Annotated in this window: 20 protein-coding genes and 1 pseudogene; 16 read left to right on the top strand and 5 right to left on the bottom strand. The window is 49.1% G+C overall.

The annotated features are described in order from the left end of the window. The first annotated feature begins 8 nt into the window (after nucleotides 1-8). The 3 genes from rsgA to spoVM all read left to right on the top strand — a co-directional run bounded on the left by rsgA (nucleotide 9) and on the right by spoVM (nucleotide 1,839). Nucleotides 9-917 (top strand): ribosome small subunit-dependent GTPase A, encoded by a 909-nt coding sequence (gene rsgA / locus EIM92_RS13220; RefSeq protein WP_125083035.1) that lies wholly within the window; start codon nucleotides 9-11, stop codon nucleotides 915-917. A 4-nt stretch (nucleotides 918-921) separates the two neighbouring features. Further along, a complete protein-coding gene (rpe, locus tag EIM92_RS13225; protein ID WP_125083036.1) occupies nucleotides 922-1,584 on the top strand; it encodes a ribulose-phosphate 3-epimerase in 663 nt (220 codons plus the stop codon). A 174-nt stretch (nucleotides 1,585-1,758) separates the two neighbouring features. Further along, on the top strand, nucleotides 1,759-1,839 hold the full coding sequence (gene spoVM / locus EIM92_RS13230) for a stage V sporulation protein SpoVM (RefSeq protein ID WP_055107596.1): 81 nt from the start codon (nucleotides 1,759-1,761) through the stop codon (nucleotides 1,837-1,839). Between the two features lie 264 nt (nucleotides 1,840-2,103). Here spoVM and rpmB read toward each other — a convergent pair whose 3' ends face one another. Beyond that, on the bottom strand, nucleotides 2,104-2,292 hold the full coding sequence (rpmB, locus tag EIM92_RS13235) for a 50S ribosomal protein L28 (RefSeq protein ID WP_110932284.1): 189 nt from the start codon (nucleotides 2,290-2,292) through the stop codon (nucleotides 2,104-2,106). 190 nt (nucleotides 2,293-2,482) lie between these two features. Between rpmB and EIM92_RS13240 the strand changes: the two genes are divergently transcribed. The 7 genes and pseudogenes from EIM92_RS13240 (at nucleotide 2,483) to EIM92_RS13275 (ending at nucleotide 9,666) form a co-directional block, all read left to right on the top strand. Continuing rightward, on the top strand, nucleotides 2,483-2,842 hold the full coding sequence (locus EIM92_RS13240) for an Asp23/Gls24 family envelope stress response protein (protein WP_125083037.1): 360 nt from the start codon (nucleotides 2,483-2,485) through the stop codon (nucleotides 2,840-2,842). Between the two features lie 15 nt (nucleotides 2,843-2,857). Further along, the gene (locus tag EIM92_RS13245; protein WP_125083038.1) at nucleotides 2,858-4,624 is read left to right on the top strand and encodes a DAK2 domain-containing protein; all 1,767 of its coding nucleotides are present in this window, start codon (nucleotides 2,858-2,860) and stop codon (nucleotides 4,622-4,624) included. A 44-nt stretch (nucleotides 4,625-4,668) separates the two neighbouring features. Beyond that, on the top strand, nucleotides 4,669-5,538 hold the full coding sequence (locus tag EIM92_RS13250; RefSeq protein WP_125083039.1) for a DegV family protein: 870 nt from the start codon (nucleotides 4,669-4,671) through the stop codon (nucleotides 5,536-5,538). 14 nt (nucleotides 5,539-5,552) lie between these two features. Next, nucleotides 5,553-7,604, top strand: coding sequence for an ATP-dependent DNA helicase RecG (recG, locus tag EIM92_RS13255; protein WP_125083040.1), 2,052 nt, complete (start codon nucleotides 5,553-5,555; stop codon nucleotides 7,602-7,604). Nucleotides 7,605-7,842: 238 nt separating this feature from the next. Next, a pseudogene (locus EIM92_RS13260) lies at nucleotides 7,843-8,193 on the top strand (N-acetylmuramic acid 6-phosphate etherase); the annotation flags it as partial. Nucleotides 8,194-8,438: 245 nt separating this feature from the next. Beyond that, nucleotides 8,439-9,284 carry a MurR/RpiR family transcriptional regulator gene (locus EIM92_RS13270; protein WP_125083041.1) on the top strand — a complete coding sequence of 282 codons (846 nt, stop codon included), beginning with the start codon at nucleotides 8,439-8,441 and terminating at the stop codon, nucleotides 9,282-9,284. Nucleotides 9,285-9,378: 94 nt separating this feature from the next. After that, entirely contained in the window at nucleotides 9,379-9,666 is a 288-nt protein-coding gene (locus EIM92_RS13275) for a stage VI sporulation protein F (protein ID WP_125083042.1), read from the top strand. A gap of 285 nt (nucleotides 9,667-9,951) precedes the next feature. Here the strand turns inward: EIM92_RS13275 and EIM92_RS13280 are convergent, their stop codons facing one another. The 4 genes from EIM92_RS13280 to EIM92_RS13295 all read right to left on the bottom strand — a co-directional run bounded on the left by EIM92_RS13280 (nucleotide 9,952) and on the right by EIM92_RS13295 (nucleotide 12,908). Continuing rightward, the gene (locus EIM92_RS13280; protein WP_125085173.1) at nucleotides 9,952-10,635 is read right to left on the bottom strand and encodes a succinylglutamate desuccinylase/aspartoacylase family protein; all 684 of its coding nucleotides are present in this window, start codon (nucleotides 10,633-10,635) and stop codon (nucleotides 9,952-9,954) included. Between the two features lie 119 nt (nucleotides 10,636-10,754). Next, the gene (locus EIM92_RS23920) at nucleotides 10,755-11,273 is read right to left on the bottom strand and encodes a YhjD family protein (protein ID WP_211344368.1); all 519 of its coding nucleotides are present in this window, start codon (nucleotides 11,271-11,273) and stop codon (nucleotides 10,755-10,757) included. Further along, nucleotides 11,270-12,541, bottom strand: a complete 1,272-nt coding sequence (locus tag EIM92_RS13290; protein WP_125083043.1) for a DNA polymerase IV — start codon at nucleotides 12,539-12,541, stop codon at nucleotides 11,270-11,272. The genes EIM92_RS23920 and EIM92_RS13290 overlap by 4 nt, the downstream gene beginning before the upstream one ends. Further along, nucleotides 12,522-12,908: a YhjD family protein gene (locus tag EIM92_RS13295; protein WP_125083044.1), complete on the bottom strand. Its 387-nt coding sequence runs from the start codon at nucleotides 12,906-12,908 to the stop codon at nucleotides 12,522-12,524. Before EIM92_RS13295 ends, EIM92_RS13290 begins: the two co-directional genes overlap by 20 nt. Before the next feature lie 734 nt (nucleotides 12,909-13,642). On the opposite strand from EIM92_RS13295, the gene EIM92_RS13300 reads away from it, so the two are divergent. The 6 genes from EIM92_RS13300 to EIM92_RS13325 all read left to right on the top strand — a co-directional run bounded on the left by EIM92_RS13300 (nucleotide 13,643) and on the right by EIM92_RS13325 (nucleotide 21,873). After that, nucleotides 13,643-15,871 (top strand): glycoside hydrolase family 5 protein, encoded by a 2,229-nt coding sequence (locus EIM92_RS13300; protein WP_125083045.1) that lies wholly within the window; start codon nucleotides 13,643-13,645, stop codon nucleotides 15,869-15,871. Between the two features lie 36 nt (nucleotides 15,872-15,907). Continuing rightward, nucleotides 15,908-17,101 (top strand): HEAT repeat domain-containing protein, encoded by a 1,194-nt coding sequence (locus tag EIM92_RS13305; protein ID WP_125083046.1) that lies wholly within the window; start codon nucleotides 15,908-15,910, stop codon nucleotides 17,099-17,101. A 43-nt stretch (nucleotides 17,102-17,144) separates the two neighbouring features. After that, nucleotides 17,145-18,518 (top strand): glycosyltransferase family 2 protein, encoded by a 1,374-nt coding sequence (locus EIM92_RS13310; RefSeq protein WP_211344472.1) that lies wholly within the window; start codon nucleotides 17,145-17,147, stop codon nucleotides 18,516-18,518. A gap of 102 nt (nucleotides 18,519-18,620) precedes the next feature. After that, nucleotides 18,621-19,430, top strand: coding sequence for a response regulator transcription factor (locus EIM92_RS13315; protein ID WP_125083047.1), 810 nt, complete (start codon nucleotides 18,621-18,623; stop codon nucleotides 19,428-19,430). Between the two features lie 60 nt (nucleotides 19,431-19,490). Further along, complete coding sequence (locus tag EIM92_RS13320; RefSeq protein ID WP_125083048.1) at nucleotides 19,491-20,855, top strand: nucleotide sugar dehydrogenase; 1,365 nt, start codon at nucleotides 19,491-19,493, stop codon at nucleotides 20,853-20,855. 67 nt (nucleotides 20,856-20,922) lie between these two features. Beyond that, entirely contained in the window at nucleotides 20,923-21,873 is a 951-nt protein-coding gene (locus EIM92_RS13325; RefSeq protein WP_125083049.1) for a hypothetical protein, read from the top strand. Nucleotides 21,874-21,886 lie beyond the last annotated feature (13 nt).

Consider the following 21,886-nt stretch of genomic DNA (forward strand, 5'->3'; position numbering starts at 1 on the left):
CCGGCAGTATGCCTGAAGGTTTAATTGTTAAGGCATTAAGCGGATACTACTATGTGAAGCCCCAAGCCTCGGCGGAGGAGAATACCCTCCAATGCCGAGGCCGCGGCATTTTCAAGAAGAAAGGCATAACTCCCCTTGTAGGCGACCGTGTCCTGTATACGCCAACCGAGAATGGGGAGGGCACAGTGGACGAGATCTTGCCACGAGACACAGAGCTCATTCGTCCGCCGATTGCGAATGCCACTCATGCGGTTTTGCTCTTCTCGGTAAGGGAGCCGGATTTGAATCTTCCACTTCTGGACAAGTTCCTGGTACATATCGAGCATGCGGGACTTCACCCGCTCATTTGTCTGACGAAGGAAGATTTGCTGGACGAGGGAGTAAACGGAGCAGAGCGTGATTTGACGAGTCAAGTGGGCGAGCTGTATGAGAAGGTAGGCTACAAGGTCATCGTGACGAGCTCCTTGACGGGAATCGGGACGGATGAGGTAAAGGAGTGGCTTGCTGGAAAAATCAGCGTGTTTGCTGGGCAATCAGGTGTAGGTAAATCATCCTTGTTGAATGCTATGCTTCCAGGACTATCTTTAGAAACAAGCGAAATCAGCCTAAAGCTAGGTCGCGGGCGTCATACCACGCGCCATGTCGAGTTAATTGAGCTTGGTAATGGAGGTTATGTTGCAGATACTCCCGGCTTCAGCCAGCTGGATTTCCTGGAGCTTGGCGTAGAAGAACTCTCCTCTTGTTTTATTGAGTTCCGTGATTATGCGGAGCGGTGTAAATTTCGGGGCTGCAGCCATTTGCATGAACCGGGATGCCAGATCAGAGCCGCCGTAGAGGCAGGCGATATTGTCGCTAGCCGCTACAAGCATTACATGCAATTCTATGAGGAAATGAAAGAAAAAAAACGGAGGTACTAACTTCATGACGAAAATCAACATAGCACCGTCTATTTTGTCTGCAGATTTTGGGAAATTGGCTCTGGAAGTCGCTGAGGTAGAGCGAAGCGGCGCTGACTGGCTCCATGTCGACGTAATGGACGGACATTTTGTACCCAATATAACGTTTGGTCCGCTAGTACTGGAAGCCGTAGCTCCTCATACGAAACTGTTGCTGGACGTACATTTGATGATCGAGCATCCGGAGCGGTATATTGCCGCTTTTGCGAAGGCCGGGGCGAATTTGATCACCGTACATGCTGAAGCCTGCGTACATCTGCACAGCGTCATCCAGCAAATTAAGAAGCTGGGTGTGAAAGCTGGTGTGGCGATTAATCCAGCTACGCCAGCGCTGGCAGTTCGTGAAGTTATTGAGGATCTCGATCTCGTTCTTGTGATGACGGTGAATCCAGGGTTTGGGGGACAAGCATTTATACCGGGGACACTTCGCAAAATATCGCAGATCGCTGAGTGGAGAGAGCAGCTGGGATTAACGGGGCTGCATATTGAAGTAGATGGAGGAATTACCGCCGCTACGGCTCCACTCGTTGTAGAGGCCGGAGCGGACGTGCTTGTCGCTGGAAGTGCCGTGTTTGGCCGAGAGGATCGGGCTGAAGCGATAGCGGAAATTCGTGATAGTTTGAAGTAAACTGTTGCTAGCGAATCATCTTGTCAGGTTGGTATAGGGATGGGCTGTTTCGCATACAATGGGTTACATGAGCAGGGTTCTCATGTAGCCTTTTTTTGTGTCCTTAATACACGGGAAGCAGACTTGGAACATAGACTACAGGTGAAGGCATGAGAATGATGGGGAGGGTGAAGGATGAAATTTTATACATTCAAGCTGCCTAAGTTTTTGGGTGGATTCGTCAAAGCGGTATTGAACACATTTCAGAAAAATTAGGGGAGGGACTTCGTCCCGAAGGCTAATGCGGGAAGGACGCGGCCAAATCCGCTGATCGTGGGCGTTTCTTGCTAGGCAGAGCAGGCAGTGGGACAAAAGACAATTTCGACGTACCTCTTCTACGGAGCCAGACCGCGTTTGGCGGTAGTTTTTCTTGCGATTATAGAATGATTCAACTGTGCTGAGGGTTTATTAATTCTATAATCCACAAAAAAAGCACCTCGAATGACAAGGTGCTTTTTGCTTATATACTTATTACAACCCCTACGCGCGGGTTACTTTACCGGATTTCAAAGCCCGTGTGCTAACGTATACGCGTTTTGGTTTCCCGTCTACAAGAATACGGACTTTTTGTACGTTTACGCCCCAAGTACGCTTATTGTGATTGTTGGCGTGGGATACATTGTTGCCCGTGCTTGGGCTCTTGCCTGTCACATAACATTTGCGAGACATTGATTACACCTCCTAATAACAACCTCTTAAAAACAACACTTATCTATAATATCACAGTAAAAAAAGCGGCGTCAACCAGTGACTTCACTTTATTTCTGGCTTCATTGCTCTTCTTTTATTTATTTCTCTTTCTTCTTATAGTACAATGTTGATTAGTCCATAATAATTTTAGGGAAGGGGAGAGTCGGAAATGGCTATTGAACTGAATACGGAGTATGGGACAATACATATATCCGATGAAGCTATAGCGGAAATTGCCGGATCTGCCGCCATGGAATGTTATGGATTGGTAGGTATGGCAAGTCGCAAACAATTCAAGGACGGCTTCGCCGAATGGATTGGGCGAGAGAACTTGGCCCGTGGTGTGGAAGTGAACCTGGAGAATAATCAATTGTCGATTCATCTTTATATTATAGTAAGTTATGGCACGAAAATTTCCGAGGTCGCACACAACATACAACAAAAAGTGAAATATGTACTAACCGAAGTCATTGGACTAGAAGTTGCGTATGTCAACATCTCGGTACAAGACGTACGTGTATCAAGCTAGGAAGGGGAATTTTCATTGAGTAAGCGTTCTCTGAATGGAACAGATTTTGCCGCTATGGTACTAGCCGGGGCGGAGAGGCTTCACCAGCATGCCGAGCATGTCAACGCCTTGAACGTGTTTCCGGTTCCCGATGGAGACACCGGAACGAACATGAATTTGACGATGACTGCAGGCGTAACTGAACTGAAGAACAATGGTACTGGAGGCGTAGGCAGCCGGGCAGGCGTGCTATCCAAGGGATTGCTAATGGGCGCGCGCGGGAACTCGGGCGTTATTTTATCCCAGTTATTCCGCGGCTTTGCCCGCTATGCTGCTTCTTATGAAGAGCTGAATACCATCCATTTTGCTGCTGCGCTTCAGAGCGGAGTGGATACGGCTTATAAAGCTGTTGTTAAACCGGTAGAAGGCACGATCCTCACCGTCGCTAAGGAAGCGGCCAAGCATGCCGTATTCTATGCCAGACGGACGACGGATATTACAGAGCTGATGACGGAGGTGCTGGCTAAAGCCAAAGAGGCACTCGCTTATACTCCTGAACTGCTGCCTGTTTTGAAGCAGGTCGGTGTCGTAGATTCCGGTGGACAGGGACTCGTATATATTTATGAAGGATTTTTGCAAATATTAACAAACGGAATCATACCAACGGCAGCACCTGAACAGGGACAAGCTGTATCTGTCACATCATCGGCTCCCGCGGCGCCTCGAATTACGTCGAATGCTCCAATTTCCGCTCAGGCGAGATTGGAGACCGAGGACATCGAGTTTTTATATGATATGGAGTTTTTCATCAATCGAATGCTTGGTGAGGCTAAAGACACGCCATTTAATGAAGATCAGTTCCGAGAAGCGCTGTCGAAAAATGGAGATTCTATTATAGTTATTGCGGATGATGAAGTGATCAAGGTGCATGTGCATTCCAAAGCGCCAGGAGAGGTGCTGAATTTAGCTCTGAATTATGGCGAGATTACGCAAATTCAAATTTTGAATATGCGCGAACAGCATCGCGACCTGCTATCGGCGGGAATGGATGCAGCTCCGATGCCGGAATTGTTCGCCGATATACCGGCGGAGAGCTTGCGTCAGGCCGAACGTGCCGAGATGCCTGCAGATGAGTTGGCACCTTACGGTTTTATCGCTGTAGCATCAGGGCAAGGCATCTCCGATATTTTTACGAGCCTAGGGGTCGATGTCGTTTTGTCCGGGGGACAAACAATGAATCCGAGCACAGAGGATTTCGTGAAGGCGATTCATTCAATTTCGGCCCAGCATGTGTTTATTCTGCCGAATAATTCGAATATTGTACTTGCTGCCCAACAAGCGCGTGATCTGCTGGAGGGCGAGCGCGAGGTTACGGTCATTCCAAGCAAGAGTATCCCGCAGGGAATTGCAGCTGCATTCGCGTTCCAGGAAGAAGAAAGCGTTGGGTCGAACAGCGACAGCATGATGAATGCTGTGCTGCATGTGAAGACGGGGCAGGTTACTTATGCCGTGCGCGATACGGTGTTCGATGATCTGGAGATCACAGCCGGACATTACATCGGTATTGCCGACTCTAAAATCGTAGCAACGGAAGAGGGGCTGCTGGAGACGAGTCAGGCTCTGCTTGCTAGAATGCTGGAGGACGGCGACGAGATCGTAACGGTTCTTGTCGGGGAGGAAGCTGCACCCGAGATGACGAATGCACTGGTTTCATGGATTCATGAGACTTATCCGGACGTTGAAGTGGAAACCCATAATGGCGGACAGCCGATATATTATTATTTATTCTCTGTAGAATCTTAGATTTTGCCTAGGAATGGCAACAGAGTTGAAAGGATGGGGGACTCATGAGCCAGGTTGTCATCGTTGCTGATAGTACGGCTGATGTGCCGAAATCTACGGCAGTGGAGTACGGCATTCAAATCGTACCGATGCGTCTTGCGTTTGGCGAGGAATCTTTTTTGGAAGGGATCGACATCACGGCGGAAGAGTTCTATGATAAGCTGACAAAGTCTCGTGAGCTGCCGAAGAGCTCCCAGACATCGCCGTCCCAGTATGCTGAGGTCTACCGTAATTTGCTGGAAGCCAATCCGGGCTCGCCGATCGTATCCATTCATATTTCTTCCGGCATGAGCGGAACGTACCAGTCAGCTTTGCTGGCGAAGACGATGTTGGAGGAAGAGATGGCCACGGATCTGGACATTACTGTCATCGACTCTCTGTGCGCTTCCTATGGTTTTGGCCTTCAAGTGGTTGAAGCCGCAAGGCTGGCGCGGAAGGGGGCTTCCGTAGAAGAGATTAAATCAGAATTAGAACGCCTTGGCCGCAGCCGCAGGCTGTATTTCCTGGTTGATACGCTGGAGTACTTGCAGAAGGGCGGGCGGATTGGCAAGGCAGCAGCTATTCTAGGCACGCTGCTGAACATTAAGCCGATTCTGTCTGTTGATCAAGAGGGCATTATCTACGCGGTGGATAAAGCGAGAGGCCGCAAGAAGGCTGTGTCGCGGGTCATTGAGCTGTTTGTGAACGATTTTGGTAATCACAAGGATTTGAATGTTGCGGTTTGCGACGCTGTGAATCCGGAGCTTGGGCAGGAGTTTGTTGCTTTGCTTTCCCAGCACTTTACACTGCACGAGGTGGTACGGACGAACATCGGTGCCGTCGTAGGCTCACATACCGGCCCGGGAGCGGTAGCTATTTTCGTATGGCCGGCTTGAAGCGAGGGATTTGAATGAGTTTGGATTTGAATGAAATTCGAGTTAAGCAAGTGAACGGCGTGAGTGCTCTCAAAGAGGGAGAGCTTCACGCCTTTGGCGTCTTTACGGTAAATGATTTAATGGAGTATTATCCGTTTCGGTACGAGGACTATCGGCTGCGCTCGTTGGCGGAGGTCAAGGACGGGGATCGGATTACCGTTCAAGCCAAAATTATGGGGATGCCCGTATTGCAGCGCTATGGCCGAAAGTCGAGGCTGACGTGCAAAATGGTTGCTGAGGATTGGATGTTCACGGCCACGTGGTTTAACCGCCACTTTTTGAAGGATCAGCTGACGGCGGGGCGTGAAATCGTGCTCACGGGCAAATGGGATCAGCGGCGCAGCCAGTTGACGGTATCGGAATCGGAATTTCCCGACCGCGGTACGCTGCGTAGCGGGAGCCTGCAGCCGGTATATTCGGTAGGCGGGAAAATTACGCAGAATTGGATGCGCAAGACGATTGGTCAGGCTTTGCAGCAATATGGGGAGATGATTCCGGAAATTTTGCCGCCGGAGCTTCTAAAGAAGTATTCATTGATGCCGAGGCGGCAGGCGATTTGGCGCATTCATCAGCCTCAGGATAGTGAGGAAGGCCAGCAGGCGCGGCGGCGCATGGTCTATGAAGAGCTGTTCCTGTTTCAACTGAAGCTGCAGGCCTATCGGGCGATGAATCATGAACGGATGGATGGAGTCAAGCATGAGGTCGATAATGCGACGATCCGCGAGTTCGTTCGCAGCCTTCCCTTCGAACTGACGGATGCGCAGAAGAAAGTGGAGCTGGAGATATTGCAGGATATGCGTTCGCCATTTTGTATGAATCGACTGCTCCAAGGGGACGTAGGCTCCGGCAAAACGGTCGTGGCAGCCATCGCGCTATATGCGGCCGTCAAATCGGGCCATCAGGGCGCGTTTATGGTGCCGACCGAAATATTGGCGGAACAGCATATGCGCTCATTGTCCCGATTGTTTGAGCCCTTTGGTATTACTGTTGGTTTACTTACAGGAAGTGTAACTGGACGCAAGCGTAAGGATTTGATCGCTTCGATGCAGATGGGGCTGACGGATATCGTGGTTGGCACTCATGCGCTTATTCAGGAGGATGTGTTCTTCCGCTCGCTCAGCCTCGTTGTGACTGATGAGCAGCATCGATTTGGCGTCAACCAGCGCAGCATATTGCGGCGTAAAGGCTTCAACCCGGACGTGCTGACGATGACGGCCACCCCGATTCCCCGGACACTGGCGATTACGGCCTTCGGTGATATGGACGTGTCCACGCTGTCGGAGCGGCCGAAGGGGCGCAAGCCGATTTCGACCTATTGGGTGAAGCACCATATGATGGATCGGGTGCTCGGGTTCATCCAGCGCGAGGTATCCGCGGGTAGGCAGGCTTACTTGATCTGCCCGCTGATTGAGGAGTCCGAGAAGCTGGACGTGCAGAATGCCATCGATCTGCATGTATCGATGCAGCAGGCGTTCCCGAACCTCAACGTCGGACTGCTGCATGGGCGGATGACCGCGGCTGAGAAGGATGAGGTTATGCGTTCGTTCTATGACAATGAGGTGCAGCTGCTCGTTTCGACGACCGTGGTTGAGGTCGGCGTCGATGTGCCGAACGCGACGCTGATGATCGTTATGGACGCGGATCGCTTCGGCCTGTCGCAGCTGCACCAGCTGCGCGGCCGGGTTGGTCGGGGGGAGCACGCTTCGTATTGCGTGCTCATCGCCGAGCCGAAGTCGGAGGTTGGTCAGGAACGAATGAAGGTCATGACCGAGACGGACGACGGCTTCGAAGTGGCCCGACGGGACCTGGAGCTGCGCGGTCCCGGGGATTTTTTTGGCACCAAGCAGAGCGGGGTGCCGGAATTCCGAATCGCGGACATGGTCAGCGATTTCGCGGTGTTGGAGGCGGCGCGGGACGATGCCGCCCAGTTGGTCGGCGACGCGTCATTTTGGACGTCGCCGCAGTATGAGCCGCTGCGTGGATACTTGCAGCGGGAACAGGTGTTTCAAGGCGAGCTGATCGATTGACGCGAGACATAGCCATGGCTTAGTTATAGCGATGGTCACATAGGCCAATACGAGCAATGCCTTCCGTAAGCTGATTTTCAAGTTTACGGAGGGCATTTTTTTGCCCATATGAAGGGGTAGGGGTAAGTTTTGAAATAATATTTTATATATATAATTATATATTGATATTAAGTATCAAAGGAGATATAATGTTAATAAAGAAAGCGATTTCAAAATGAATTAGGAGGTGGGAGGATTTATGTTGGATAAATTAACTACGGAAACCCGAAATGAACGAACGATGCACTTGGATCGCATGAATATAGAAGAGCTGTTGATGGTCATGAATGAGGAGGACGCCAAAATAGCAGGAGCGGTGAAGCAGCAAATTCCCCAGATTGCTAAAGCGGTTCGGGCGATTACGAAAGCACTACGTAGTGGGGGGCGGCTCATTTATATGGGGGCAGGCACGAGTGGGAGAATTGGACTATTGGATGCGGTGGAATGTCCGCCGACCTTCGGGATTTCTCCGGAGCAAGTCATAGGTTTGATTGCTGGGGGAACCAGTGCTTTTATCAAAGCGGTAGAGGGGGCGGAGGATTTGGCGGAGCGCTGCTTGGGCTGTTCGCCATGTCGGAACGGTTCATTGGCTCTGTGGCGATCGGTCCATCTGGCCTCGTTCTTATTCCGCTGATGAAAGGGCCGATGGATTTTGGTATGACGGTATTGGCTTATTTAGCCGGGCTGCTCATATCCTATACCGCGGGGTTTTTGCTTACTTATTTCTTCGGTTTTACAAAGCAGATGCTTGTAGAGCATAATAAGTAAGAGAATCATGGACAGGGGAGATGACGAGTGACGGGAAGCATCGTAGTGCAAATCGAGGCTATGCTGCCGCAACTGCCGGAATCTGAACGGAAGGCGGCTCAATATATTTTGGATGCGCCAGAGGAAGTTTCGAAGCTGAGCATTCATGCCATGGCGGAAAAGGCAGGGACGAGTGCGGCGGCGATTACACGTCTGTGCCGCTCCCTCGGTTTAACTGGCTTTCCGGACTTGAAGGTGCGGCTTTCGGTAGATAATGCCAAGCTGCAGAAGCCGGGCTATTATGATATTGAGCGCGGCGAGACAGTGCATAATGTGATTCAAAAAACGGTGGCCAACAGTCTGCAGGCTATTCAGGATACGGTACTGCATCTGCAGCCGGAACTGATTGAAAAGGTCGTCGGCCTTTTCCGCAAAGCCCCCGTCATTTACATGTACGGAGTCGGAGCTTCCGGGATTGTTGCAGCGGATGCCGCCCAGAAATGGCTTCGCCTTGGTAAACAGGCCTCAGCGCTGCAGGACGGACATTTGCTTGCTGCCGCATTGGCAAGCGCTCCTGCCGATGCGTTGTTTATGGGTGTTTCTTATAGCGGAAATACGAAGGAAGTTGTTCAGTTGTTTCGAGTGGCGAAGCAGTATGGGGTGCACAGCATCGGTATATCCCGGTTCGGAAATCATAAAGTATCCGAATTAGCAGATAGCATGCTGTATACGCCACTTGCACCGGAAGCTACGCTGCGCAGTGGAGCTACTGGTTCCCGGCTTGCGCAGCTCGTCGTCATCGATATACTGTTTTTTGCTTATGCATCTACGCAATTTGAAGCGACCATAGCTAGACTGGGACAAACGCACGAAGCGATTTCCTTCCTAAAATAAAATCTTAATGGATGTTCTGATTAGAAGCAGAGCAACATGTACATCCTATCCGTCATATATTAGTGGGATAGTATGTGACGGGAGGTGTGCAGTCTTGAGTTATCAGCAATATGGGATTAGTCCGCAACTAGTGGAGCGCATTAAGCTGAAAATGAAAAATCCGGCCGTAAAGGAACGCATTAAGGGTCTCGTTGATGGCCTCACGAAAGCGGATTTGCAGGATCGGAGCAAGGTGAGACGCTTGGTTAAATCAGCATCATCGATCCTGAACGAACGATTGACAAGTGTACAGGAGGAGCAGATCGTTCAGTTTGTTATCGCTCAAAGGATTGACCCGCGCAATACGCTTCATTTAATTAAATTGTGGGGGATGTTTAGGTAAGCCTGTAAAGCATGGAATCATTCATTCGTCTATTTTCAAGCTGGTATTATCCCCTTTAAGTAGATACTCAGAACTTGGAGGGGATTCTACATGGCTAAAAGGGCAAATATTTTAAACAAGTCCGTCCATTTCAAATCATAATCTGGTTTAGGCAGCCAAAAGATGACTTCTGATGAATTCAGAAGTCATCTTTTTTAAAGTGCGCTCGGCATGAGCGATACCCGGTTAAAGTTACCTTTTCATCTGTTTACTTGATAGAAGTATGACAGTCCTATACTCAGAATGCTAGCCTTTCATTAGTTCAGCTTCGCTGAGAAAGCGGCGCACAATGTCGATTTGATATTGCACACGGGTTGAAAAAGGAAGGCTCCAGCCCGTTTCTATGGTAACTGCCCTGGCTCCCAAAATGCGGGCCGCGGCGGTGCGGGAAGAGCCGGGGAGTTCATGCAGCCGAAGGTTAAAGTAATGGGAATGGTTGGCGATGCTGCGATTAATGGTTTTGATGACCTTTCGGGCAGCAGGCACGGCAGGGCTGCCCGGATTGGTGATCAGCGTCTGGCCCAGCACTTTGGCATTGCGCTGCGACAGTCCATTTGCTTCATGGAGATCCAAGTACCAGGACGGACGATAGCGTTTTGCGGCTTCAAACAACGCTGCGGACAACGGATGCTTCGCCGCTTGGCCTGCTTTCCGGGGAAAGGTGCGATTCAAATCCGGCACACCGCGAATACGCTGGCGATATGCTTTTTTATTGACGATAGGCACGATCATTAGACTGCCTTTATGAATCAGCAGCTGATCTTTGCCGATCATGCGGACGAGCTTGTTGGCGGCCTGAATGCTGGCGGTTTCATTGCCGTGTATGCCTGCAACGATCATAACGGCCGGTCCAGGGCGGGCGCTTCTTGCCATGTAGTATAAGGTAGAGTAGGGGGTGTTCGGTGATAACGTATATTGTTGTACAAGTATAATCCTCACCTCCACTTCAAATGGGGAGTTGATGGTGAATATACCATTATACATATGCTTAAGAAGGGAGGATGAATTGGACAGGTATCCTATGGATTCAGCCCGTAAAAAGGATCGGATTACCGGCTTTTTGTTCCGCGCAGAATCGCGATCAAATTATTCGTGTATTGTCCAATCGTCAGGCTGACCTGGGATTTTAAAAAATCCTTCGTCATCGTAAACCCATTTTCAGCTCCGCGGCAGATGAAGCGGTAATGAACGTCCAGGCCGTCCATCGATGGCTCGAAAATGCGGATTTGCTGCTCGACCAGCGATTTTCGGCAACGCTGCATATCCTCTCTGATATGTTGGGCGAGCACATTCGTCGCCACGGCATAAAGGGATCTGAAGGTCTGGGATGACATTTCAACCTCCCGCTTCTTCTTCTCGACGACTTGGAGGGCGACAGGCAGAACGATGTATCTTCTGATGGCTTCCATGTCTTTGGCTGTTGGGGGAAAAGGGGCTGGAATCGCTGAATCGTTTGCTGCCGAATTTGTCCCGGATTCACGCCTAGTCAATACGGACTGTTCCTTGTGCTGAGGAAGCATCATCCGGCTTGATTCCCATAGGCCGTTGCCTGTAAGCTTTTTACTCATTTATAGTGTCCTCCAATCTTGCGTGCCCGTTCTCTTGCTTGCCCTGATGTCGTTAATGAGGAGGCCCGGACTATAGCTGCACTACCATAGCGGTCTTTGATCTGATCGGTCACTCGATCCAGTGCACGAAATTTCACCTGATCTTCGAAAAGGGTCAATTGGTATCCGCTATCCGCTGCAAGATTGCTAAGCGCAATCCCTAATCGGCGTACTGGCAGGCTGTTCCAATAACGGTAAAACAGCTTCTTGGCTGCTTCATACACGGTGTTCGTGTGATGGGTCGGATCCGGCATTTTCATTTGCCGGGAGAAACCGATCCGCGCGTCATAAGGGCTGCATAGGCAGCTGACGGTAATCACCTGTCCCATATACCCCTTGCGCCGGCAATCTCGGCATACTTCCTCCACAAGCTCCAGCAAAATAGTGTCGATTTCCTCAGGCTCGGTGTAGTCTCTCGGCAGCGTCATCATGTGGCTGACCGATTTTGGCGCGGCGTCGAAGGTGCGCGGCGTAACTGGGGAATCATCCAGTCCGTTCGCCGTTCTCCACATCACTTCCGCCTGAATATCGCTTTGCTTTCCGAAGCGTGCGCGGAATTTATTTTTCAGCACGGGTAAAGGTGTTTTGGCGATATCGCCAATCTGATACATCCCGAGCCGTGTGAAGTGAGCGGCCATCCGTGAGCCGACTCCGAACATTTTGGGGATCGGCTGTGGCCAAAGTGCGGATGGCACGTTAACGCTGGGTAGAACATACAGCCCGCTCTCATTTTTCTTTGCCCAAATGTCCGTTGCCAGCTTAGCAAGCATTTTGTTAGAGCTGATGCCGATCCGAACCCAGACTCCAGTTTGCTTTAGCACTTTCTGCTGAATGGATTTAGCCATAACGAGCGGATCGTTTTGAAATAGATGAAGGCTTCCGGATACGTCAAGAAATTGCTCATCAATCGAGAAAATTTCGACCAGGTCGGTATATTCCCGATAAATATCCGTAATCATCAGCGATACATCGATGTAATGCTGCATCCGCGGACGCATAACGACGAGCTCAGGACATTTCCGAATCGCTTCACCTAATCGTTCTGCAGTAGTTACTCCGAAGCTTTTGGCGATGGGGCAGGCCGCCAGGATAATTCCTGAACGGCGGGCCGGATCGCCGGCTACAGCCACGGGCTTATTCTTGCATTCCGGATGATCGGCTTTCTCAATGCTGGCATAGAAGCTCTGGCAATCTGCCAAAAAAATAGTTCTATCGCGTGCGTTCTTCATCTCTTGGTGCCTCCCATAGTCTTGTTAGAAGAATCATTAGCTCCGCTTTTACTAAACTTCTCAGCATCCTGAAATGATGAATATAGCCTCGAACCCTATATTCTACCTCGACCCCCAACGTATTCATCGTCGTATGAAGCACTTGAATGTGATACTGGCGCATTTTGCTTCTAAGCATTTTCAGTTCAAGGTGAATGCTGTTCTCAATCTTCTTGAGGTTAAAAATAACCAGATTATAAATTAGCTTGTTCTGATGCAGGCTTAACTCCTGGATATCCCTTGCCAGCATATCGAGTAAAATAGGCAGCAAGGTGTACTCTTTGATGATTTGAATATCTTCTTCTGTCTCGATCATTGAGTTAGTCATGATATTACACCACCATAATGCGAACGTATATTCGTTTATCTATTATATACCGAACGTAGGTTCGTTATGCAAGTGAATTTTATGGAAAATGGATACTTGGCTATAGTTCCTTAATAATATATTTTTTGCAACTAAATGGTTATTTTTTTAGACAGGATTGGTGGGTAAGAAGTCATCTGTAGGACCTTAAAGTCCCATGGGAAATACTGGAATAAAATTACTTGGCATCTATTGAGCCTAGAATAGGACTAGCGTACGTTTTTTGATGGGATTACATAAATTGGAAAAATGATCAAAAACCGCGCCGTTAAGCGATTTTACATCGAGACTTTGGTATCAAATTTGTAACCTTTATGGAAACCGGTGTAAAAATAGAACGAAACTTCGAAAAAAGTTGCGCGTCTAATATGAGCGAACGGCAGGGGCACGGTGTTCTGTGAAAACAGCGACTTGGAAATGTAGCAAGGTATTGCTTCGTTTTTCAAGTCCTTTTCATAAGGACGAGAGGTCCAGTAATTTAAAGGCGATGATGGAATTAACCGGGAAAACCGTGCTAAAAGGCTTTGAATGCACAAGAAAGGGCCCAGATACAAAACGCTTCTATCAGCCTAGTTACTTTATTAGAGTACTTGGTTAATGATAGAGGTAATACGTGAGGAGTGGAGGTGTGAGGGGATCGTACTGGTAAAATCGCCTGCATACAAAAAAATAGCGAGGTGACAGGAGCAAAACCGATGACAACATTAGCACGAAAAAGGCTAGTTATTTTACTTGTACTTGGCGGTATTTTGATCGCCGGGGGAATTTACCTCATCATCTCAAGCCTGCCTCCGTCCCATACAACTTACCAAGCTTCAAATGGTGCAAAAATCAAGTTCCAGACTTCGGGGGACCGATTTATGGAGTATAAGGGCGAGGGCAAATGGCAGGAGATTTTCGTGAAGGGCGTCAACTTGGGAGCTACGGTTCCTGGTCATTTTCCAGGGGAATTCCCGATCACAGAAGAGGATTATTTGCGCTGGTTCAAACAGATCGATGATATGGGCGCAAACGTAATCCGTATTTATACGGTGCATAACCCGGTGTTCTATACGTCCTTAGTTAAATACAACAGGGATAAGGGAGACGATCCATTGTATTTCATTCAGGGTATTTGGTCGCCTGAAGAGCAATTGATCGAGCTTAAGGATGCATATAATCCTGGAATTAAAGATACGTTCCACAAGGAAATCGAAAAAGCGGTAAAAGCGGTGTATGGAGATTTGAAAATACCGGTGCAGCCAGGAGCTTCGGGAGGAAAGTATAGAGCGAATGCAGGGCCTTATTTGATGGCCTGGCATATCGGTACGGAGTGGGATCCCGAAATGGTTGACAACACGAACACGCTTTATGCATCGTCAATTCCGCCTTATAAAGGCAAGCATTTCTCGGCGCTGGAGAAGGCCAGTCCGTTCGAGAGCTGGCTTGCTGAACTGATCGATCAGACGGCTGAACTGGAAGCCGGCTACGGCTGGCAGCATCCGATGACCTTTACGAACTGGGTCACGACGGATGTGCTTGAGCATCCCGGAGAGCCATTGTTCGAGGAGGATTTGGTTAGCGTAGACGCTACGCACATCGAACCGGTGGACTGGGAGGCAGGGTATTTTGCAGCTTATCACGTTTATCCGTATTACCCGGACTTTTTCCATCTTGATAAGACACTGGAGACGATCCCTGACGGGAACGGCGGGTTTAATACGTACAAAGCTTATTTGCGGAAGTTAAAGGAGCATTACAAGGATATGCCGGTCATGGTTACGGAGTACGGCGTACCTGCGTCTTTAGGCGTATCGCATATTGGTCCCGGTGGACGGAATCAAGGGGGGCATAGCGATGCTGAGAAGGCGGAGATCGATGTGTCTTTGACAAAAGATATTTATGACGAGGGCTATTCCGGAGCTATATTGTTCATGTGGCAGGACGAGTGGTTCAAGAAGACATGGAATACGATGCGCTTTGAAATTCCCGAGGATCGCCGTTCTTATTGGCTGAACGTTCTGACGAACGAGAAGCTGTTCGGCATCGTATCCATGGGGCCGGGTAAAGAAGACGACATTATCATCGATGGCGAGCTCAGCGATTGGGATGCTTTGCCGGAAGGTGAAGTCAAGTCGTGGAATAATCCCGCTCCTGGCATCGAACGATTTCGTGTGACGCATGACGAGGCTTACGTGTACGTAGGGCTTACGTTAGCTGAGGATTTTGATCCGGATACCCGACCCATTTATCTGGGGACACATACGCAGCCCGGAGGTAATGAGCCGATTACGGAGCTCCCCGGTATTAAGCTGAGCGATGGGCTCGAAAATTTGGTTGTGATCGGACGGGATGAGGAGACAGAAGTTAGGACGGCGCCGAACTATGACTTCCATCGCCGTCTATATGGACGATATGGTTATTGGATGCTCGATGAACCGACAGAGGAGCAGAAGGTGCAGTTCCAGCCGTGGAAGCTGGCCGTCAGCCTGACGATGTCACCGCCGGATACTCGGTTTAGTCAACCATTTAAGGATATGACGGTTGGCAGTCTCGTACGGGGGACCTCCGATCGGAATGATGCAAATTTCAGTTCACTAACTTCATGGCAATACAGCGGCAATGAAGTAGAGCTCCGCATACCATGGATGCTGCTCGGCTTTGCGGATCCAAGTTCACTTCAGGTCATTGATTATGGCCCGCTGAAGAAAGACCGTACGTTTACGACGGCGGAAGTCGATGGGATTACGTTCGTGCCATGGATGAAGGATCGTCAGAGTCAGGAGGTTTATGGACCAGGCAGTCATGGAGCCGTCGAGTTGGCGGAGCAGCCGAAATATACTTGGTCGCCTTGGGAAACCGTGAATTACACCGAGAATTTAAAATCCGGCTATTATGCGCTGAAAGAGTATTACGAGAGCTTGCCGGAACATCAACCTGAATAATCCGGTGTTTGGTATATAGAAGGGGGAATGTTCTTTATGTATACGCATCTTACCTTGGCTATCTATTTTATTTACGTATGCCTGGGGCTGATCGGGACTGGAATAGTACTTTTATTCATTTTAAAGTTCAATCACTTGCACAAAGTAAAAAAAACTAAGCAATATCTACAGAAGCATCAGGATTATTTTAAATTCATTCAATCTCACTTGAATGGAACCTCGGAGCTTCCTTTGCCGCCGGGCAAGCTGAATGAGCTCGAAGGACGAGTTATTCAACAAAAATTCATCGATTGGATTGACCAGTTCAAGGGCGAGTACCGTGAGAAGCTGGTCAAGCTTTGCCATGATGCGGGTTTTGTCCAGCAAGATATCAAGCTGCTGGATAGCTTGTTCTATGGACGGCGAATTGCGGCAGCGTACCGCCTTGGCGGAATGCGCGCAGCTAAGGCCGTGCCCCGGATGCTGATGATGCTGAAGAACGAGCGTTATACTCCGCTTACGATCGTCGTGGCTCGGGCAGTGGCTAAAAGTGCGGAGCAGGAGGAGCAGCTGAAGGAAATGCTGCAGAACCTGCTTCGCCATGGCAAGCCGATCCACAATATGGCCGCGGATATCTTGATGGAGACCCAGCTTGATGCCAGTCGCTTATTGCTGAAGCTGTTGGATGACGAGAATCCGGATCTCGTAAAAGTGGCGCTCGTGGCGATGTGGGGACAGGCGATTCCAGAGGTGGTTCCTTCCCTGGATCGTTTGGTCGGAGCCGAACAGACGGATGTTCGGGCCGAGGCCGTCAAGCTTTATTTAAGCTCTAACCCGGTGCTTAAGGATGACACGATTAAGAATCTGATGTCCGACAAGGACTGGGAGGTACGTGCCGCCGTGGCGAAATCCCTCGGCTCCCTGCACGCTGCCGGCAGTATTCCGCTCTTGCGAAATGCGCTGAAGGATGCGAATTGGTGGGTAAGGAACAACAGTGCAGAGAGTTTAACGAAGCTGGGAGAGACAGGCTTCGAGGTACTTTGTCAAATTGCGATGAATGGTTCGGGCGTTGAGCGGGAGACCGCGATGTACCATATCGAAAAAGCGATGCTTCAGGATAATGAGCATCAAAAACTCGATCAAATGGTCGCCTATAACAAAAAAAAGCTGCTATACGAACGGTATTTCGGTGTAACCGAGCGCAAACCGATTCGTCAGGTTGCAGCGGTCGGAGGCGATTACACTGCTTAGAGATATATTGCTTATTTACGGACTGTTTGCCATTTACTACGTAATGACGGTCAATACGATTTACTTTACAATCATGGCTTTCTCGTTCCGCAACATTATGACGATTTTTCGCCGGTCGGCTTATTCGAAATACAACACGCTCTCCGGATCGGAGCTCGTGCCTTCGGTATCTTTGCTCGTTCCGGCCTATAACGAGGAGCTTACGGTCATCGAGAACGTGAAATGTTTGCTGACCTTGAACTATCCGACCTATGAAGTGATCGTCATTAACGACGGCTCCAGTGACAATACGCTGGGGGTGCTGCGGGAGGAATTCGGTCTTGAGCCGCTTCCGAATCCGGAAATCCGGAATGCGATCGATTGCCAGCCGATTACTGCTGTCTATTACAATCCTCAGTATCCGCATCTGTATGTAATAGATAAGCCGAACGGCGGAAAGGCGGATTCTCTAAATGCGGGTATCAACCTATCCCATTATCCGCTCATTTCATCCATCGATGCCGACTCTTTGCTGGAGAAGGATGCCTTGATCCGAATGGCTCGGATGTATATGGAGAATCCGGAAGAGACGGTAGCGATCGGCGGGGACGTGCGAATTGCCAACGGCTGCCTGATCGAGAACGGCGCGGTCAAAGAAGTGTCGCTGCCACGCAAAATGTGGCCGATGTTCCAGGCGGTCGAGTATTTGAAGGCGTTTCTGGGCGGCCGCATCGGCTGGAGTTCTATTAATGGACTAATTATCGTGTCCGGAGCGTTCGGAATGTTCCGCAAGGACTATGTTATCGCCGTAGGGGGATATCGCGGAGGATACCCTGGTGAAGATATGAACATCATTATCAAGTTGCATCGCTATATGCTAGAGAACAAGCTGAAATACAGGGTCGCCTTCTGTCCGGAAGCCGTATGTTGGACGCAAGCGCCCGACACTTACCGTATTTTGTCAAACCAGCGAAAGCGCTGGGGACGCGGTAACCTGAAGAACATGATCGAGAATTACGATATGGCCTTCAACCCGAAATACAAGGTGATGGGTTTGCTAACCATGCCGTATAACATTTTTTTCGAAGCACTCAATCCATATTTCAAAATTACGGGATTGCTCGCGTTGATTGGTTATACGTTCATGGATATGACGAACTGGAGAATACTCGTCGTATTCGGGCTTATCAACATATTGAGCGGATATTTGCTTAGCATTGGCGCCCTGTTCCTCGAGGAGCTTGCGTTCAAGCGGTTTACGAAGGTATCCGACCTGGCCCGACTGCTGCTCTTCTCCGCACTGAAATTTGTGGGATATGCCCAACTTGGGGGATTATGGCGAATTCAAGGTCATATTCAGTTTATGCGCAATAACAACTCCTGGGGGACGATGACTCGTACCAGTTGGAAGGAAGAGAGCAAAGCCAAAACGGCTTAGCTTTAGAAATTCTAGGAGTTCTGGAAGGGAGTTGATAGCCGACATGCCTTAGCCCTAGGCAAGGGCTCATTGATCCAAAATGAAAGAAAGGTGGGAGTTCAGATGCCAAATATGGCAGCATTGCAAACTGAAGTCCAGCAATCCAGTTTGTATTTAACTATTGAGCAGTATGTAAAGGAGTCTCCCCAAGAGGCGAGCGGAATTCTATTCATTTATTCCGCAAATGCTCCGTCTTATTTAGAGACGCAAATTCGCGGGGTTTTGGAAACTCAGCCCGGCGTATCCTTTGAAATGTGGAATGGCAACGAGCCTGGAAGTTATATTGTTCTGCTGCCTGGACAGCAGCTCGATGCTGTGCATTTTCAAGGCTTGCTGCTTAAACAGCGGATTCAGGAAACGAATGGAGAGTTGGATCTCCATATAACATTATCGAGTTTTCCGGAGCAAGGGGAACTAAGCGAGCAGGTAATGAAGCAAATGGAGGAGTCCGCCAAACTGAGCCCTTCTGGAGATATTCATATTTTTACGAGACAAGAGTTACGCTCATTGCAAAGCCGTATTCTTATCGTCGAAGGCGATGCTACCGTTCGTGAATTTCTGCAGATCCGCTTGCAGATGCAGGGGTATGAGACGGCTGTTGCCGATAATGGAATCTCTGCGCTCGAGCTTATCGAAAGCTGGAATCCTGATCTGGTGTTGACTGAATTGAACCTGTATGGGATTGATGGTCTGCCCTATATCCATCATATTCAACAGCTCAACGTCAAAAACGTGCCTAAAATCGTAGTATTGACTGAGCAACGCGTGGAGCAGACGATCAGTCTGTGCTTCCAAAATGGCGTGGACGACTATATTACTAAACCGTTCTCGCCGGTAGAACTGGACGCGCGGATTCGACGCTGCATTCACTAACTAAAAAAAATAGATAGAAAAAATATAAACATACTAGATAATAAACGGAGGTTGAAACCTGTGAATAAACAATACCATAATTTGTTGGAAGCTATTGAATCGAAGGAAGCTGTGCTATGTGTCGTGGGCCTTGGATATGTTGGACTGCCGCTGGCTGTGGAGATGGTCAAGCAAGGATTCAAGGTTGTAGGTATTGATTTGGATTCCAGAAAAATTGACAAGATTTACCGTGGGGAATCTTATATTCACGATATCTCCTCCAATACGTTAAATGAAGTGGTGCAATCGGGACGTTTCATTCCAACTACCGATTATGCAGCTCTGCGTGACGTAGACGCTGTCAGCATCTGTGTGCCGACTCCGCTTAGCGAAAATCAGGATCCGGACACTTCTTATATCGTAACTGTAGTGGAGAACATCAAACGTTATATGAGAAAAGGCATTCTGATCACGCTGGAAAGCACGACTTACCCAGGGACGACAGAAGAGCTGATCCAACGTGAATTGGAAAGTATGGGCTACGTGGTCGGAGAGGACTTCTTCCTCTGCTTCTCTCCGGAGCGGGTAGATCCGTCGAACTCAAAATTCAATACGTTTAATACGCCGAAAGTTATTGGCGGAACGACAGAGGCATGCCTAGCGCTCGGCGTTGCTGTATACAGCAGATATGTCGAGACGGTCGTTCCTGTATCGTCGCCAAAGGTAGCTGAAATGTCCAAACTTATCGAGAATACATTCCGCAGTGTGAACATTGCCTTTATCAATGAAATGGCAATGATGTGTGATCGGATGGGTATCGATGTATGGGAAGTTATCGATGCTGCGAAGACGAAGCCATTTGGCTTCATGCCGTTCTACCCGGGTCCGGGAATCGGCGGACATTGCATTCCGCTAGATCCGATGTATCTATCGTGGAAAGCAAAAGGATTCCGTTTCTATAGTCAGTTTATTGAGCTCGCTCAATCGACAAATGATAATATGCCTTATTATGTAGTTAATAAAACATCGAAAATTTTGAATGAGTATGCAAAGTCTATTAAAAAATCGAACATTCTTATTCTCGGTATGGCTTACAAACCGGATATCGGCGATCTGAGAGAGTCTCCGGGACTTGAAGTATATGAATTGTATAAAGATAGCGGTGCGGCCGTGGAGTATTACGATCCGTATGCGACAAGCTTCAAGGATAAGGCTGGAGTCACCGTGCATAGCGTGGAGTATGATCTCGAGAAGTTCAAAACTTATGACTGCATGGTTCTAGTGACGAATCATACCAACCTCGATTACAGTGCCATTGTATCACTGGGCGTTCCGATTCTAGATACACGCAATGCATTCAAGGAATTCAAATCGCCTCACGTCTATAAGCTCGGTCATTCCGTGCAGCATGTGGACGAACAAGAAGAAGTACTTGTTGTAGGCTAGGCCAGAATAATAGCATAGATAAAAACATCAAGAAGGGCTTGGCCCCAATTAAGAAGCGGAGGCGGAGATGGATATCAAATCATTGTACACACGGTATAGAGGGCTAATGATGATAATATCAGGAACAGCTATCTTACTTGCTGCTTTGGTTGTTGTTCTACTTCGTCCTTCCGTCCCGGAAGCGAAGGCGACTTGGCTTTGGGACACTCGGCTAGTGGAGAACCATACGGAAGATATTATTGAATTTGCCAAGGAACAAGGCGTAACGATTATTTTTCTGCAGATTGGAAATGAAGTGAACGACGCCTCCTACCGGCGTTTTGTCGCGGCTGCCAACAAAGCCAAAGTAGAGGTTCATGCCCTGAACGGTCACCCGGAATGGGCTCTACGCGAGCGGCGCAAGGAAGCAACTCGTTTTTTGAACTGGGTCAAACAGTATAATAAGGAGTCCAGGCCAGAAGAGCGGTTCGCAGGCGTTCAGTTTGACGTAGAGCCCTATTTATTAACAAGCTGGAGTACCGAGCAGGAAGCGATGGTTGAGCAATGGATGGAGAGTGCCCGGGTATGGGTTGAGAGCGCCCAGCGCGATCAGCTGAAAATCGGGGCTGCACTTCCGTTTTGGCTCAATGGCATTGAACATGAGGAGCTGGGTGAAGGCCGCGACTTGCGGCAGTGGATGGTGGATAAATTCGATTATGTAGCAATCATGGCCTACAGGGATGCTGCCGAAGCGATCTATGAAGTGGCGCGCGCTACTTTGGAGGAAGCGGATGAGCAGAACAAGCAGGTTTGGGTTGGTGTTGAGCTTAACGAGAGTATGGAGGGCCCGGGAGTTTCTTTTTACGAGCAGCCATTACCATCTGTGAAGCAGGAGTTAAATGAACTCGTCTCGCTAGTTGACAAACACTCCTCGTTTGAAGGCATCGCGGTGCATAGCTACGAATCATGGCGGAATAAGCATGAAACCAAGATTGCACAAAAAACGGACGATACATCTGCGGAAGATGCATCCCCATAGCAATGGCTATACC

The sequence above is a fragment of the Paenibacillus lentus genome, assembly GCF_003931855.1.
GTDB lineage: Bacteria > Bacillota > Bacilli > Paenibacillales > Paenibacillaceae > Fontibacillus > Fontibacillus lentus.